This is a genomic window from Streptomyces sp. NPDC001700, assembly GCF_053596435.1.
On record NZ_JBSFGE010000019.1, the window covers coordinates 161868 to 177019 of the forward strand.

The 15152-nt window shown below is 69.9% G+C and carries 18 protein-coding genes and 1 pseudogene; 8 read left to right on the forward strand and 11 right to left on the reverse strand.

Annotated elements, in window-relative coordinates; translation table 11 throughout:
* Window positions 1–17 precede the first annotated feature (17 nt).
* The gene (locus ACWC5C_RS30340; protein ID WP_450880551.1) at window positions 18–452 is read left to right on the forward strand and encodes a MerR family transcriptional regulator; all 435 of its coding nucleotides are present in this window, start codon (window positions 18–20) and stop codon (window positions 450–452) included.
* A 17-nt stretch (window positions 453–469) separates the two neighbouring features.
* Window positions 470–808: a thioredoxin gene (trxA, locus tag ACWC5C_RS30345; RefSeq protein ID WP_450880553.1), complete on the forward strand. Its 339-nt coding sequence runs from the start codon at window positions 470–472 to the stop codon at window positions 806–808.
* Between the two features lie 12 nt (window positions 809–820).
* On the opposite strand, the gene ACWC5C_RS30350 is transcribed toward trxA, so the two are convergent.
* From ACWC5C_RS30350 to ACWC5C_RS30360, 3 genes are all read right to left on the reverse strand, one after another.
* Window positions 821–1492 carry a class I SAM-dependent DNA methyltransferase gene (locus tag ACWC5C_RS30350; RefSeq protein WP_450880555.1) on the reverse strand — a complete coding sequence of 224 codons (672 nt, stop codon included), beginning with the start codon at window positions 1490–1492 and terminating at the stop codon, window positions 821–823.
* An 18-nt stretch (window positions 1493–1510) separates the two neighbouring features.
* Entirely contained in the window at window positions 1511–2113 is a 603-nt protein-coding gene (locus ACWC5C_RS30355; protein ID WP_450880557.1) for a class I SAM-dependent methyltransferase, read from the reverse strand.
* 82 nt (window positions 2114–2195) lie between these two features.
* Complete coding sequence (locus ACWC5C_RS30360; protein WP_450880559.1) at window positions 2196–2741, reverse strand: winged helix-turn-helix domain-containing protein; 546 nt, start codon at window positions 2739–2741, stop codon at window positions 2196–2198.
* A 77-nt stretch (window positions 2742–2818) separates the two neighbouring features.
* On the opposite strand from ACWC5C_RS30360, the gene def reads away from it, so the two are divergent.
* Window positions 2819–3394, forward strand: a complete 576-nt coding sequence (gene def / locus ACWC5C_RS30365) for a peptide deformylase (RefSeq protein ID WP_450880561.1) — start codon at window positions 2819–2821, stop codon at window positions 3392–3394.
* 138 nt (window positions 3395–3532) lie between these two features.
* On the opposite strand, the gene ACWC5C_RS30370 is transcribed toward def, so the two are convergent.
* The 3 genes from ACWC5C_RS30370 to dnaB form a co-directional block, all read right to left on the reverse strand.
* Window positions 3533–4255 carry a VOC family protein gene (locus ACWC5C_RS30370; protein WP_450880563.1) on the reverse strand — a complete coding sequence of 241 codons (723 nt, stop codon included), beginning with the start codon at window positions 4253–4255 and terminating at the stop codon, window positions 3533–3535.
* Window positions 4256–4383: 128 nt separating this feature from the next.
* On the reverse strand, window positions 4384–5001 hold the full coding sequence (locus tag ACWC5C_RS30375; RefSeq protein ID WP_450880585.1) for a TOPRIM nucleotidyl transferase/hydrolase domain-containing protein: 618 nt from the start codon (window positions 4999–5001) through the stop codon (window positions 4384–4386).
* Between the two features lie 273 nt (window positions 5002–5274).
* A complete protein-coding gene (gene dnaB / locus ACWC5C_RS30380; RefSeq protein ID WP_385443329.1) occupies window positions 5275–6768 on the reverse strand; it encodes a replicative DNA helicase in 1494 nt (497 codons plus the stop codon).
* Window positions 6769–7228: 460 nt separating this feature from the next.
* Between dnaB and ACWC5C_RS30385 the strand changes: the two genes are divergently transcribed.
* Window positions 7229–8569 carry an MATE family efflux transporter gene (locus tag ACWC5C_RS30385; RefSeq protein WP_450880565.1) on the forward strand — a complete coding sequence of 447 codons (1341 nt, stop codon included), beginning with the start codon at window positions 7229–7231 and terminating at the stop codon, window positions 8567–8569.
* Between the two features lie 144 nt (window positions 8570–8713).
* Here the strand turns inward: ACWC5C_RS30385 and rplI are convergent, their stop codons facing one another.
* From rplI to rpsF, 4 genes are all read right to left on the reverse strand, one after another.
* Window positions 8714–9160 carry a 50S ribosomal protein L9 gene (gene rplI / locus ACWC5C_RS30390; RefSeq protein ID WP_385443333.1) on the reverse strand — a complete coding sequence of 149 codons (447 nt, stop codon included), beginning with the start codon at window positions 9158–9160 and terminating at the stop codon, window positions 8714–8716.
* A gap of 18 nt (window positions 9161–9178) precedes the next feature.
* Window positions 9179–9415 carry a 30S ribosomal protein S18 gene (gene rpsR / locus ACWC5C_RS30395; protein ID WP_003978893.1) on the reverse strand — a complete coding sequence of 79 codons (237 nt, stop codon included), beginning with the start codon at window positions 9413–9415 and terminating at the stop codon, window positions 9179–9181.
* Between the two features lie 96 nt (window positions 9416–9511).
* Window positions 9512–10111, reverse strand: a complete 600-nt coding sequence (locus ACWC5C_RS30400; RefSeq protein ID WP_450880568.1) for a single-stranded DNA-binding protein — start codon at window positions 10109–10111, stop codon at window positions 9512–9514.
* A gap of 81 nt (window positions 10112–10192) precedes the next feature.
* Window positions 10193–10483, reverse strand: coding sequence for a 30S ribosomal protein S6 (gene rpsF, locus ACWC5C_RS30405; RefSeq protein WP_009716508.1), 291 nt, complete (start codon window positions 10481–10483; stop codon window positions 10193–10195).
* Between the two features lie 229 nt (window positions 10484–10712).
* Between rpsF and ACWC5C_RS30410 the strand changes: the two genes are divergently transcribed.
* The 3 genes from ACWC5C_RS30410 (at window position 10713) to ACWC5C_RS30420 (ending at window position 13376) form a co-directional block, all read left to right on the forward strand.
* Window positions 10713–11030, forward strand: a complete 318-nt coding sequence (locus ACWC5C_RS30410) for a hypothetical protein (protein WP_450880570.1) — start codon at window positions 10713–10715, stop codon at window positions 11028–11030.
* 117 nt (window positions 11031–11147) lie between these two features.
* Entirely contained in the window at window positions 11148–12266 is a 1119-nt protein-coding gene (locus ACWC5C_RS30415; RefSeq protein ID WP_385443339.1) for a lipid II:glycine glycyltransferase FemX, read from the forward strand.
* A 78-nt stretch (window positions 12267–12344) separates the two neighbouring features.
* Window positions 12345–13376, forward strand: a complete 1032-nt coding sequence (locus tag ACWC5C_RS30420) for an alanine racemase (protein ID WP_385443341.1) — start codon at window positions 12345–12347, stop codon at window positions 13374–13376.
* A 34-nt stretch (window positions 13377–13410) separates the two neighbouring features.
* Here ACWC5C_RS30420 and ACWC5C_RS30425 read toward each other — a convergent pair whose 3' ends face one another.
* Window positions 13411–14895, reverse strand: coding sequence for a glycosyltransferase family 87 protein (locus tag ACWC5C_RS30425; RefSeq protein WP_450880573.1), 1485 nt, complete (start codon window positions 14893–14895; stop codon window positions 13411–13413).
* A 174-nt stretch (window positions 14896–15069) separates the two neighbouring features.
* Here ACWC5C_RS30425 and ACWC5C_RS30430 point away from each other — a divergent pair.
* A pseudogene (locus ACWC5C_RS30430) lies at window positions 15070–15152 on the forward strand (NAD(P)-binding domain-containing protein); the annotation flags it as partial.

Sequence of the window (15152 nt, forward strand, 5' to 3'; positions counted from 1 at the left end):
GGTCTACGGTCGGGGCCATGCGGATCGGAGAGCTGGCCGAACGGGCGGGTACCACCACCCGCACCCTGCGCTACTACGAGTCGATCGGACTGCTGCCCGCGCGGCGCACGGGCAACGGATACCGGGCGTACGACGAGGACGACGTCCGGCTGGTCCGGCAGATCCGCACCCTGCAGGACTTCGGCTTCGGGCTGGAGGAGACCCGGCCGTTCGTGGAGTGCCTGCGCTCCGGCCATCCGGCCGGTGACTCCTGCCCGGCGTCGCTGGAGGTCTACCGGCGCAAGCTGGCCGAGCTGGACGACTGCGTCGCGCGGCTGAGCGACGTACGGCGGCAGGTCGGGGCGCAGCTCGCCCAGGCGGAGCGGGCCCGGTCGGCGCTGGAGGCGGCGGCGACCGCGCCCGGCGGGGCGCCGGAGCCGCGCTGCGAGCTGACACCACACGAGACAGGCTGACAGAGGGGATGAACGAGATGACACGGACTCGGACCGGGGAAGTGCCCCCGGTCACGGACGCCACCTTCGCCGAGGAGGTGCTGACGGCCGGGCTGCCGGTGCTCGTGGACTTCACGGCCGCCTGGTGCCCGCCCTGCCACATGATCGCGCCGGTGCTGGCCGAGATCGCCCGGGAGGAGGGGCACCGGCTGAAGGTCGTCCAGCTGGACGTGGACACCAACCCGGAGACGACGGCGGCGTACGGAGTGCTCTCGATGCCGACGCTGATGCTGTTCCGGGCGGGCGAACCGGTGCGGTCGATGGTCGGGGCCCGGCCCAAGCGGCGGCTGCTGCAGGAGCTGGCGGACGCGCTCTGAGCCGCCGCCGGGCTACGGCGTTTCCGCGGGGCGCGCTTCCGGCTTACGGGCCAGCAGAATCGCCTGCGGAACCACCTCCCTGCCCTCCGGCTCGCGCACCTGCCGGGCCCGTACGGCGAACCCGGCCCCTTCGAGCAGCGCGGCGATCCCGTCGGGCGACAGTCGGCGGAAGTCGAGCGACACGGGGTGGCCGAACGGCTCGGCCAGGTGCAGCGGCTCGTCACCGACCTGGAAGGCGACCAGCAGATTGCCGCCCGGCGCCAGCAGCCGGTGGAACTCGGCCAGCACCTCGGGCAGCCGCTCGGCGGGGGTGTGGATGAGGGAGTAGTAGGCGACGATGCCGCCGAGGGCGCCGTCCGGCAGGCCCAGCCCGGTCATCGACCCCTCGTCGAACCGCAGTTCCGGATGCTCCCGCCGCGCCACCGCGAGCATCCCCGACGAGAGGTCGACACCGAAGACGTCCAGCCCGAGGCCGTGCAGATACGCCGTCACCCGCCCCGGACCGCAGCCGAGATCGGCGACCGGCCCGGCCGCCCCGCCCTCCCGCACCAGCTCGGCGAAGGCGCCGAGCATGGCCCGGTCCAGCGGCATGTTGTCCAGCGGGGCCTTGAACATCTCCGCGTAGTCGTCGGCGATGGCGTTGTAGAACGTCCGGGTGGTCAGCAGATCGCTCGGCTCGGTCATGGACGGGGAGCCTACGGCCTACCGCAGGCGCCGCGCGCGCAGAACGGTGTCATGGGTGTGGGGAGTGCCGGGCGGGGCGGAGGCGGTGCGCGGCCGGATTTCGTCGACCAGGACCGTCCAGTCGCCGCCGAGGAGTTCGGCGATCTCGCGGGGCTGGTAGAAGTCGCCGGGGGCGATGCCGTTCGGCATGCGTGGGGGCAGGACGGCGAGGTCGTGGCCGACGTAGAGCAGGGTGCCGCCGGGGGCGACGGCGTCGAGCAGACCGCGCAGCGCGGTGTGCTCGGGCCGCCGCAGGAGCGGGAAGTACTGGGCCGACACCAGGTCGAACGCGGCGGCCGGGGGCGGCGTCACGCTCAGGTCGGCCTGGGTCCACGTCACCTGGCCGGAGAGGTCCGGGGCGGTGGCGGCGGCGCGTTCCACCGCGGTGTGGGAGATGTCGGTCGCGGTGACCTGCCAGCCGCGCCGGGCCAGCCAGATGGCGTCGGCGCCCTCACCGCATCCGATGTCGAGCGCCCGCCCCGGCACCAGGTCGGTGACCTCGGTGACGAGCACTCCGTTGGGGTTGCCGCTCATGATTTGGTCGGCGCTGCGATACATGTCGTCCCAGAACTGTGCGTCCATGCGCACACCGTGGCCGCTCATATGACCACAAGACAAAGTTTTTCGCCGAAACAGCAAACGAAGTGCCCCGCCCGACCGCTCCTCAGCCCTGTTCCGCGCCGTCCGGGGTGTGGGGCAGCAGCGGGAAGAGCCGGGTGATGAGGGCCACCGGGCGAGCGTCCTCGGGCCGGGCCAGGGGGCGTTGCTCGCGGTCCTGGTAGGGCGCGAGCGCCCGCCGTATGACGTCCGCGACGCGGCTCATCTCGTCGGGCGTCAGATAGGCGACGGCGCTGAAGGCCTCGTCGTGGCGCCATGCGGGAGGCGCCTCGTCCCGCTGGGCCAGCCACCGCCGCCAGCTCTCGTCCTCCAGCCCCCGCGCCAGGTCGCCGAACCGCTCCTCCGCGCTCCCGGCGGCCGCGGTGGTCTGCCGCTGCCTCAGCCGCCAGGGACGCGCCCGGCCGCCGCTGTGGGGGGCCTCCTCGATGTACCCGTGGCGCGCGAGCTGCCGCAGATGAAACGAGCAGAGCCCGGAGCTGTAGCCCAGCCGGGCGGCGGCTTCGGTCGCCGTGACGGTGCCGACCTCGGCGAGCAGGTCGAGCAGATCGGTGCGGACGTGATGGTCGCGCAAGCTGACGTCATCTTCAGTCACTTCATCTTCAGCCACTTTGCAAAGCCTGCTACTTTGCAAAGCATCTGGCAAGCAGCGCGCGAAAAGGGGAGACCGCCATGGAACGGGGCTCGGTTCGCAGGATCACGGTGGTGGGCGAGGAGGTGCTGAGCCGTCCGTGCCGGGAGGTGACCGCGTTCGGGACCGCGGAGCTGTCGGCGCTGATCGACGACATGTTCCTGACCATGTACGTGGCCGACGGAGCGGGCCTGGCCGCCAATCAGGTCGGCATCGACCTGCGGCTGTTCGTGTACGACTGCCCGGACGACGAGGGCGTCCGGCATGTCGGCCACGTCATCAACCCCGTTCTGGAGCTGCCCGGTCCGGGTGACCGCCGACTCGTCGACGACATCGAGGGCTGCCTGTCCGTGCCGGGCGCCGCCAAGGAGGTTCCCCGCACCGATCGTGCCGTCGTCCGCGGGTTCGACCAGGAGGGCGCCCCGCTGGTCATCGAGGGGCGGGGGTACTTCGCCCGGTGTCTGCAGCATGAGACCGACCACCTACTCGGCCACACCTACCTCGACCGGCTCTCCCAGCGGGACCGCAAGGACGCGATCCGGCAGATGGAGGAGCGCCGCGAGGAGGTCTTCGCACGACGCGCGCGCAAGGCCGCCGACCTGGCGCCGCGCCTGTAGGATCTCGCCGCCTGTGGCATAGCTTGGCGCTGTGAACTGCGACTTCACTGGTTGTCTCATGGGTTGACCCATGAGTTGTGTCTCACCGCCGTGTCATTCCCTCTGCGGCGATCTTCCTGGCCGGAAGGGTTCTGAGGCCTATCGGGGGGCCAGCACACAGAACTCGTGACCGTCGGGGTCGGCCATCACCACCCAGTCGACGTCCCCTTGGCCGATGTCGATGCGCGTTGCCCCGAGGGAGACGAGCCGATCGACCTCCGTCTGCTGGTCACTGCCGGCCGGTGGAGCGAGGTCGAAGTGCAGCCGTTCCTTCCCCGTCTTCGGCATCAGGGGTGGACCACCCCACGTGACCTTCGGACCACCGTGCGGTGAGCGGATCGCGGTCTCCTGGTCCTGGTCCCAGACCAATGACCAGCCCAGCGCTCGGCTCCAGAAGTACCCGGCCTCCTGCGAACCATCGCCCGCCAGCGCTCCAATGAATCCGCACTCGGCGAGGAAGCTATTGCCCGGCTCGATGACACAGAACTCATTGCCCTCGGGGTCAGCGAGCACCACATGCCCCTCCTCCGGGCGTTGCCCGATGTCGATGTGCCGGGCGCCGAGTTGGAGCGCCCTCTCTACCACCTGCTTCTGGTCGTCGAGGGACGTGCTCGTCAGATCGAAGTGCATGTGGTTCTGGCCGGTCTTCCGCTCCTGGGTCGGGAGGAAGCGGAGTCGGAACCCGGTCTCATCGCTGGGCAGCAGCGTGATGTCGTCGGAGGAGCCCTCGGCTGTCTCCCAGCAGAGAAAGTCCGCCCAGAAGCGCGCGAGACGGAGCGGGTCGTGCGCATCGAAACAGAGCGCGTGCAGGCGAGAAGTCATCCGTAGGTCTCCCGGTAGAGGCAGGCGGCTCGTGCTGGAGCCTGCCCAGCCGTTGCCACCCGGTCAACTGATGAAGCCCGCGCTCGTCCGCCGTCGAGCACGCTCGAAGCGGCCGTCCGTCCACGCCCTCACAGGCTCGCGAGGAGGCCATCGAGCGGGGGCAGTGTCCGGTCCGGGTTGAGAGCCTCGACAAGGAGACGGCCATAGCGGATCTTGCGGCCCTTCTTCGTACCGAGGAAGCGCCGCACCTGCTGATACCGGGGCCGGTCGCGCTGTGCGGGCTGACACTGGAAGGACTGCCAGGCACGGAAGTCGCCCTCAGCGCGGAAGATCTCCTCGATTCCTGCCGTGCCGAGCGCGCGAATGAGTTCGTCCTCCAGATCTGCGGTGCACACGTAGATGTCCTGGAGCGGTGCCTGTGACCGCGTCAGACCGCGCTCATAGAAGCCCTTTTCGCCCTCGTCGCACAATCCTGTCAGGCGCAGACCGAGGCCGGGCGGCCCGAGGAGCCTGGCATAGCGGCCGACGCTCATCGCCCCACCCATCGGCACGACACACACTCCCTCGGCAGCCAGGTCCCGGCCACGCCGAGCGGCCAGCGCCTCGACAGCCGCGAGATCGCTCAGCCCTTCCAGGAGCACCGCGGTCCGTACCCCCAGGCGTTCCGCCAGATCCCGTGCCGGCCCGTCGGGACCCCCAGTCGCCCAGCTGGTGACCGCGTCCTGGAACGCCCTCATGTCCGCCATGGGGCAAGTCTGCACGTCCACCGGTGGCACGGTACGGGATTATTCGACGGCCTCACTGGCTGTCCGATGTCGTGACCCGCCCTCGCCGTCAGCCCACTCGACGTCGACCAGCCCCAGATCCATCGCCACCCCTGGCTCAGCGCGCCTACCGAAACGACCGTGACAGGTACCGCGAGAACCGGACCAGGAGAATGAGATCAAACCCCACGTACGGGGCAAACGTCGTCGCTCAGCGCGCGACGCGATGAGAATCCGACAGACCCTACACCGGGATCAGGTCTGAGCCATGTCCACGAAGCGCGAGTAGTGGCCCTGGAAGGCGACGGTGATGGTGGCCGTGGGGCCGTTACGGTGCTTGGCCACGATCAGGTCGGCCTCCCCCGCGCGCGGGGACTCCTTCTCGTACGCGTCCTCGCGGTGCAGCAGGATGACCATGTCGGCGTCCTGCTCGATGGAGCCACTTTCCCGCAGGTCCGAGACCATCGGCTTCTTGTCGGTGCGCTGCTCGGGACCACGGTTCAGCTGGGAGAGCGCGATCACCGGCACCTCCAGCTCCTTGGCCAGCAGCTTCAGGTTTCGCGACATGTCCGAGACCTCCTGCTGACGGCTCTCGGGGCGCCGGGCGCCGCCGGACTGCATCAGCTGGAGGTAGTCGATGACGACCAGTTGGAGATCGCTGCGCTGCTTGAGCCGACGGCACTTGGCGCGGATCTCCATCATCGACAGGTTCGGGGAGTCGTCGATGAACAGCGGGGCCTGGGAGACGTCCGGCATCCGCCGGGCGAGCCGGGTCCAGTCCTCGTCGGTCATGCTGCCGGAGCGCATGTGGTGCAGCGCCACCCGGGCCTCGGCGGACAGCAGACGCATCGCGATCTCGTTGCGGCCCATCTCCAGGGAGAAGATGACGCTCGGCATGTTGTTCTTGATCGAACAGGCCCGTGCGAAGTCCAGGGCGAGGGTGGACTTGCCCATGGCGGGCCGGGCGGCGATGACGATCATCTGGCCGGGGTGGAGGCCGTTCGTCAGCGAGTCCAGGTCGGTGAAGCCGGTCGGCACCCCGGACATCTGGCCGCTGCGCGAGCCGATCGCCTCGATCTCGTCGAGCGCGCCCTCCATGATGTCGCCGAGCGGCAGATAGTCCTCGCTGGTCCGCTGCTCGGTGACGGCGTAGATCTCCGCCTGGGCGTTGTTGACGATCTCATCGACGTCCCCGTCCGCCGCGTATCCCATCTGGGTGATGCGGGTGCCGGCCTCGACCAGGCGCCGCAGCACGGCGCGCTCGTGGACGATCTCCGCGTAGTACTCGGCGTTGGCCGCGGTGGGGACCGACTGGACCAGGGTGTGGAGATACGAGGCGCCGCCGACCTTGGCGATCTCGCCGCGCTTGGTCAGCTCGGCCGCGACCGTGATCGGGTCTGCGGGCTCGCCCTTCGCGTAGAGGTCCAGGATCGCCTGGTAGACGGTCTCGTGGGCGGGGCGGTAGAAGTCCTTGCCCTGGAGGACCTCCACCACATCGGCGATGGCGTCCTTGGAGAGCAGCATGCCGCCGAGCACGGACTGCTCGGCGTCGAGGTCCTGCGGCGGGACCCGCTCGAAGCCGGATCCCTCCCAGGAGCCGCCGCCGTCGCGGCCGCGGTCATGCTGGTCGTCACGGCCCCGGCCGCCCTCGCCGCGGCCACCGCCCTCGCCGCGGCGGAAGCGGGGGGACGGGAAGTCGGGCGGGCCGGAGTCCGCCCATGGGTCGTCCATGGGCTCGGGCACGCTCACCCCGCCACCTCCTCCCGTCCGCGGTACGGATCACGCCGCGACGCCTTCAGTCTTACGGCACGGCTACGACACACAGGGCGCCCGGCTTCCGCTCACGACACGTCGAGTTCTGGTGGATTCGAGGCCGGAACAGATGGCGGGCGCCGGATAACGGTAGGCCTGTCGGGGCCACCGGCCAACTCGGTTATCCACAGGCCATGTGGATGATGCGATCCATCCTGTGGAGAAGTCGCGCGAACCTGTGCACGGGCCGGGGGACAGCGCTGTGGACAAACACACAATCACCCCAGCGCCACCGCCCTGACCTGCACTTTCTCTATCCAGGGGCTGTGCAGAAGAAAAACTTCCACACCCGATGCAAGATCACGACAAACGGCGCAGAGAAGAGTGTCGCGAGCGCCGTCATGTAAGGACTGCTGACGTCTTGTGTCTCTTACCTGTGGAAGATTAGATTGCCTCCATGACACAGGCCCCCACGAGCGCGCGGAACACCGTCCGCCGGCATGACCGCGAGATCGTCGCCCTCGCCGTACCCGCCTTCGGCGCACTCGTGGCGGAGCCCCTCTTCGTCATGGTCGACAGCGCCATCGTCGGCCATCTCGGCACCCCGCAGCTCGCCGGTCTGGGCGTCGCCGCCGCCCTGCTGACCACCGCGGTCAACATCTTCGTCTTCCTCGCCTACGCCACCACCGCCGCCGTGGCCCGCCGGGTCGGCGCCGGTGACCTCCCCGGCGCGATCCGGCAGGGCATGGACGGCATCTGGCTGGCCCTGCTGCTCGGCGCCGCCGTCATCGCCGCCGCCTTCCCCACCGCGCCCGGCCTCGTCGACCTCTTCGGCGCCTCCGACACCGCCGCCCCGTACGCCATCACCTATCTGCGCGTCAGCACCCTCGGCATCCCCGCGATGCTCGTGGTGCTCGCCGCCACCGGGGTGCTCCGCGGCCTCCAGGACACCCGCACCCCGCTCTACGTGGCCATCGGCGGTTTCACGGCCAACGCCGCGCTGAACGCGGGCCTCGTCTACGGCGCCGGGCTCGGCATCGCGGGCTCCGCCTGGGGCACGGTGCTCGCCCAGTGGGCCATGGCCGCCGTCTACCTCGTGGTGGTCGTCCGGGGAGCCCGGCGCCACGGCACCTCGCTGCGTCCCGACGCCGCCGGGATCCGGGCCTGCGCCCACGCCGGGGCCCCACTGCTGGTCCGTACGCTCTCGCTGCGCGCCGTGATGCTGATCGCGACGGCCGTGGCGGCCCGCCTCGGGGACACCGAGGTCGCCGCCCACCAGATCGTGCTGACCCTGTGGAGCCTGCTGGCGTTCGCGCTGGACGCCATCGCCATCGCGGGGCAGGCCATCATCGGACGCTATCTGGGCGCGGGCGACGCCGAGGGGGCGCGCGCCGCCTGCCGCCGCATGGTGCAGTGGGGCATCGCCGCGGGCATCGTGCTCGGGCTGCTGGTGATCGCCTCCCGCCCGCTGTTCATCCCACTGTTCACCACGGACGCCGCGGTCCGGGACGCCCTGCTGCCCGCGCTGCTGGTGACCGCGCTCGTGCAGCCCGTCTCGGGTGTGGTCTACGTCCTCGACGGAGTGCTGATGGGCGCGGGCGACGGCCCGTATCTCGCCGGGGCCATGATCGTCACGCTCGCCGCCTTCACCCCGGTCGCGCTGCTCGTCCCCACGTGGGGCGGGGGACTGACCGCCCTGTGGTGGACCATGGCGCTGATGATGTCGGTCCGGCTGGCGACCCTCTGGCTGCGCGCCCGCTCCGGGCGCTGGATCGTCACGGGCGCGACCCGGGCCTGAGCCGCACGTCGGGTCCGTACGACGGGTCCGTACGACGGGTCCGTACGACGGTGGCGGGACCGTACGGCGGGGCCACACAGCGCGAAGGGCCGCACCCCCGTGGAGTGCGGCCCTCTCACATGCTCAGCTCAGCCGAGCACTGCGTCAGGCGGCGACGACCTCGACGCCAACCTTCGCGGCGACCTCGGCGTGCAGCCGGACCGACACCTGGTGCGCGCCCAGGGTCTTGATCGGCTGCTGCACCTCGATACGACGCTTGTCGACGTCCGGGCCACCCGCGTCCTTGATCGCCGAGGCGATGTCGGCCGGGGTGACGGAGCCGAACAGCCGGCCGGCTTCGCCGGCGCGGGTCTTCAGCTGCACCTTGACGCCCTCGAGCCGGGCCTTGACCTCGTTGGCCTGCTCAATCGTGGCGATCTCGCGGATGCGACGACCGCGGCGGATCTGCTCGACGTCCTTCTCGCCACCCTTGGTCCAGCGGAGCGCGAGGCCACGCGGAACCAGGTAGTTACGGGCGTAGCCGTCACGGACGTCCACGACGTCACCGGCGGCACCGAGGCCGGAGACCTCGTGGGTGAGGATGATCTTCATGACTCGGTCACCCTTCCCTTATCGCGCGGTGGACGTGTAGGGCAGCAGCGCCATCTCACGGCTGTTCTTCACGGCCGTGGCGACATCGCGCTGGTGCTGAGTGCAGTTGCCGGTGACCCGGCGGGCACGGATCTTGCCGCGGTCGGAAATGAACTTCCGCAGCAGGTTCGTGTCCTTGTAGTCGACGTAGGAGATCTTCTCCTTGCAGAACACGCAAACCTTCTTCTTAGGCTTGCGAGCAGGCGGCTTCGCCATTGTCTCTCTCCAGTGTGATCAAGAAGTTTGTGCTGGTCGCCCAGACCAGGCCGGGCGATGTTTCACGTGAAACCGCGTGAAACATCGCGTCCGGGCCTAGAAGGGCGGCTCTTCCGAGTAGCCGCCGCCGCTGCCGGAGCCACCGCCCCAGCCGCCGCCACCGCCGCCCTGGCCACCACCGGCCGGTGCGCCGGTCGCCCACGGGTCGTCGGCCGGAGCGCCGCCGCCCTGCGGCTGACCGCCGCCGGGACCGCCGGGGCCACCGCCCCAGCCGCCGCCACCGCCGCCGCCCTGGCCGCCACCGCCGCCGTAGCCACCCTGGCCACCGCGCCCGGTGGTCTTGGTGACCTTGGCCGTGGCGTTGCGCAGGCTGGCACCGACCTCGTCGACATCCAGCTCGTAGACCGTGCGCTTGATCCCCTCACGGTCCTCATACGACCGCTGCTTCAGCCGGCCCTGCACGATGACGCGCATACCGCGCTGAAGCGACTCGGCCACGTTCTCCGCGGCCTGCCGCCACACCGAGCACGTGAGGAAGAGGCTCTCGCCGTCCTTCCACTCGTTGGTCTGACGGTCGAACGTACGAGGAGTGGACGCGACACGGAACTTCGCGACCGCCGCACCGGAGGGGGTGAAGCGCAGCTCGGGATCGTCGACGAGATTGCCGACGACCGTGATGACGGTCTCGCCTGCCATTGGGGAACCTCTCGGCGGGTACTGCTGGGCTGCTTGCTACTCGTTGCGATACGGCCCGGTGACCGCTGAACGCTTACGCGGTCAGTGGGTCTCGGGACGGAGGACCTTGGTCCGGAGGACCGACTCGTTCAGGTTCAGCTGGCGGTCGAGCTCCTTGACGACCGCGGGCTCGGCCTGCAGGTCGATGACCGAGTAGATGCCCTCGGGCTTCTTGTTGATCTCGTAAGAGAGACGACGACGCCCCCAGGTGTCGACCTTCTCGACCTTGCCGTTGCCCTCGCGGATAACGGAAAGGAAGTTCTCGATCAGCGGGGAGACAGCACGCTCCTCGAGATCGGGGTCGAGGATGACCATCACCTCGTAGTGACGCATGTGGAACCCACCTCCTTTGGACTCAGCGGCCACGGTCGTTCCGTGGCAGGAGGGTCGTGATGCGTTGTGCCATGGCGTCTGTGCAGACACCACCGCAGACCGTACACAGTACCCGCCTCCTGCCTCCCGCTTGAAATCCGGGCGTCTTGGCCCGCAATCTGTACACATCGGGTGTGAGCGGCGTTACAGTTCGCCGCCCTGCCTATATGGGCCTACCTGGAGGTGCCCCATGGCACAGGCAGCACGACCGCAGCACGGCTTGCTCTCCTTTCTGGACACCGACGGCAAGTCCCATCCCGTCGAGAACGCCCTCGCCGTCGCGACGCTGATGATCGGTGTGATCTCCTTCGTCACGGCTCATTTCTCCGGCCTCCACCTGGTCAGCTCATGGACCGGCCTCATCGGCATGATCGGCGGGGCATGGGGCCAGCTGATCTCCGCGACCACCGCGGAGCGCTTCCTGCTGATCATCGGACTCGTCGCGTCGGGCGTCGGCTTCTACCTCGGCATGGCGCACGGCGGGCTCTTCGGCGGGCTGCTGGGCTGACTCCCCGAGGGCCGGTTGGCACCAGGCCCAAACGGGGCGCGTCCCTGTCGCAGTAGGCTTCGGCGCGAGAGCCGGAGCCCCGACCCTGGGGACACACCTGCCGAGGAGCGCCCCGCAATGAGCCTGACCCTGAGGACGATCAGCCGAGAGCAGCATCTGGCGTACATCCAGAGCCTGCCCGCGGCAAGCCACATGCAGGTCCCGGCCTGGGCTGACGTCAAGTCGGAATGGCGCTCGGAGAACCTCGGCTGGTTCGACGCGACCGGCCAGATGGTCGGCGCCGGCCTCGTTCTCTACCGCCAACTGCCCAAGATCAAGCGGTATCTCGCCTACCTCCCCGAGGGCCCGGTCATCAACTGGTACGCGCCCAACCTGGAGGAGTGGCTGCGCCCGATGCTCGCGCATCTCAAGCAGCAGGGCGCCTTCTCCGTGAAGATGGGCCCGCCGGTCATCATCCGCCGCTGGGACTCCGCCGCGATCAAGTCCGGTATCCAGAACCCGGATGTGAAGCGGCTCCGCGATGTCGAGGCCACCCACATCGAGCCGCGGGCCTTCGAGGTCTCCGACCGGCTGCGGCGGATGGGCTGGCAGCAGGGCGAGGACGGCGGCGCGGGCTTCGGCGACGTCCAGCCGCGGTACGTCTTCCAGGTGCCGCTGGAGAACCGCTCCCTGGAGGACGTGCACAAGAGCTTCAACCAGCTGTGGCGCCGCAACATCAAGAAGGCCGACAAGGCGGGCGTCGAGGTCGTCCAGGGCGGCTACGAGCACCTGGGCGAGTGGCAGCGGCTCTACGAGATCACCGCGGAGCGCGACCACTTCCGGCCCCGGCCGCTCAGCTACTTCCAGCGCATGTGGACGGCCCTCAACACCGAGGACCCCAACCGGATGCGGCTGTACTTCGCCATGCACGAGGGCGAGGCCGTGGCCGCCGCCACGATGCTGGTCGTCGGCGGCCACGTCTGGTACTCCTACGGCGCCTCCGCCAACCACAAGCGCGAGGTCCGGCCCTCGAACGCGATGCAGTGGCGGATGCTCCGCGACGCGTACGCGCTCGGCGCGACCGTCTACGACCTGCGCGGAATCTCCGACTCCCTCGACGAGACCGACCATCTCTTCGGCCTGATCCAGTTCAAGGTCGGCACCGGTGGGCAGGCTGCCGAATACCTCGGCGAGTGGGACTTCCCCCTCAACAAGCTGCTCCACAAGGCGCTCGACATCTACATGTCCCGCCGCTGACCCTGACTTCCTGATCCCCCGCACACGCTGCATACCTCGAATACACCGCGGCAACGAGAAAGGTTCCGGGACCGGCCAATGGCGCTCACCCTCTACGTCGACACCGCGCGCTGGCGGGCGCACCAGCAGATGGTGATCCAGCAGTTCCCGGGGATAGTCCCGGTCTGCAAGGGCAACGGCTACGGCTTCGGCCACGAACGGCTGGCCGAGGAGGCCGCCCGCATCGGCGCCGACATCCTCGCCGTCGGGACCACCTACGAGGCCGCCCGGATGAAGGACTTCTTCAGCGGCGATCTGCTGGTCCTCACCCCCTTCCGCCGCGGCGAGGAACCGGTGCCGCTGCCGGACCGGGTGATCCGGTCGGTCTCGTCCGTCGACGGCGTCTACGGCCTGGTCAACGCGCGCGTCGTGATCGAGGTCATGAGCAGCATGAAGCGGCACGGCGTCACCGAGGAGGACCTGCCCAAGCTGCACGCCGCGATAGAGAACGTGCGGCTGGAGGGCTTCGCCATCCACCTCCCCCTCGACCGGACCGACGGCATCGACGCGGTCGAGGAGGTCATCGGGTGGATGGACCGGCTGCGCGCGGCGCGGCTGCCGCTGCACACCATGTTCGTCAGCCACCTCAAGGCGGACGAACTGGCGCGGCTGCAGCAGCAGTTCCCGCAGACCCGGTTCCGCGCCCGCATCGGCACCCGGCTGTGGCTGGGCGACCACGAGTCGACGGAGTACCGGGGCTCGGTGCTCGACGTCACCCGGGTCGCCAAGGGCGAACGCTTCGGCTACCGCCAGCAGAAGGCCGCCTCCGACGGCTTCCTGGTGGTCGTCGCGGGCGGCACATCCCACGGCGTCGGCCTGGAGGCGCCCAAGGCGCTGCACGGGGTGATGCCCCGCGCCAAGGGCGTCGCCCGGGCCGGTCTGGCGACCGTCAACCGCAACCTCTCGCCCTTCGTCTGGGCGGGCAAGCAGCGGTGGTTCGCCGAACCGCCGCACATGCAGGTGTGCATCCTGTTCGTGCCGGGCGATGTCACGGCGCCGCAGGTGGGGGATGAGCTGGTGGCCCATCTGCGCCACACCACGACGCAGTTCGACCGCCTGCTCGACCGCTGAGCCCCGTGGCCCGGGTGGGCTCCCACGGGGGAGCTCACCTGCGGTCGGCGCCCCAGTCCGTGAGCGCCGCGCCCTCGTACCGCGCCGTGCGCCGCGCCTGGCCCAGGACGAACACGTCCGGCGCCTGGTCGAGTACGCCGCCCGACGGGTCGTCCGAACCGTCCCGGCGCACCGGGTCCCGGTCCGGCACCAGCGCGTCCCGCACGATCAGCGCGCACAGGAAGAGCGTTCCCGCGAAGTGCAGCGCGGTCGCCAGCTGATAGCCCTCGGGCGGCAGTCCCCGGTGCTGATCGCCGCTGTTGGTGTACGCGAGGTACATCCAGACCCCGAGGAAATACATCACCTCGCACGCCTGCCACACCAGGAAGTCCCGCCAGCGCGGCCGCGCCAGCACCGCGAGCGGGATCAGCCACAGCACGTACTGCGGTGAGTAGACCTTGTTGGTGAGCACGAACGCCGCGATGACCAGGAACGCGAGCTGGGCGAAGCGCGGCCGCCGCGGTGCGCACAGGGCGAGGGCGGCCACTCCGGCGCAGGCCAGCACCATGAGGATCATGGCGTACGTGTTGACGTCGTCCATGGGGTTGCCGGTGCGCTGCGAGATGATCAGCCAGAGCGACCCGAAGTCGACCGGGCGTTCCTCACTGAACGTGTAGAACTGCTTCCAGCCCTCGCGGATGTGCAGCCCGCCCTGCGTCGTGAACATCACGGGTACGTTCACCACCAGCCAGGCGGCCGCCGTACCGCCCGTCGCCGCCCAGAAGGCACGCCACCGGCCCGCGCGCAGGCACAGCACCAGCAGCGGGCCGAGCAGCAGCACGGGATAGAGCTTCGCGGCCGTCGCGAGGCCGAGCAGCACACCGGCGGCCAGCGGGCGGCTGCGGGACCACATGAGCATGGCGGCGGCGGTGAGGGCGACCGCGAGAAGGTCCCAGTTGATCGTGGCGGTGAGCGCGAAGGCGGGGGCCAGGGCGACGAGCAGCGCGTCCCAGGGGCGGCGGCGGTGCGTACGGGACACACAGACCGCGATGACCGCCGTGCAGGCCATGAGCATGGCCGCGTTGGCCAGCCAGTAGACCTGTTCGCGGGTCTGGAGGCTGCCGCTGTGCGGGGTGAGCCAGGAGGCGACCTCCATCAGGAGGCCGGTGAGGACCGGGTACTCCAGGTACTCCATCCCGCCGGATACGCGGTCCGGTATCCGGTCGAAGTACGGGACGAGGTCGTCGGCGAAGCCGCGGCCGTTGTAGAGGTGCGGTATGTCGGAGTAGCAGGCGTGGGTGTACTGGGCGGTCGGGCCATAGAACCAGCCGCCGTTGTAGCAGGGCAGCTTCTGCACCATGCCCAGGGCGAACATCCCGATGGCGACGAGCGCGATGATCCGTACCGGGGTCCACCAGCTCGTGCCCAGCAGGGCCCGGCGCCCGACCGGGCCGCCGATCAGCTCGCTGCCCGCCGCGGCCACCGAATCCTCCGTGGTCGGCCGTACGGGCTGGGCCTGTGGGTCCTCGCGCACGCTCATGGGGCCCATCCTGCCGTACGAGCCGGGCGCGAGGGGTGAGGACCGTCTCAGCGTCCCGCTGAGCGCCTCGGAAGGCTCTGACCACCCCGGGGCCGCCCACACGTCCGTAAGGCGCGCAGAGAGCCACGGAGGCCCCTCGAACGGCGGCGGCCGCGCCGGAGCGCGCACCCCGACGCAGGGTGGACGGCCCTGGACGCGCCGGTCACCGGCGGTGTACCGGGTGCTCAGGCCGGCACTCTCCAGTTCTTCGTCGGCGG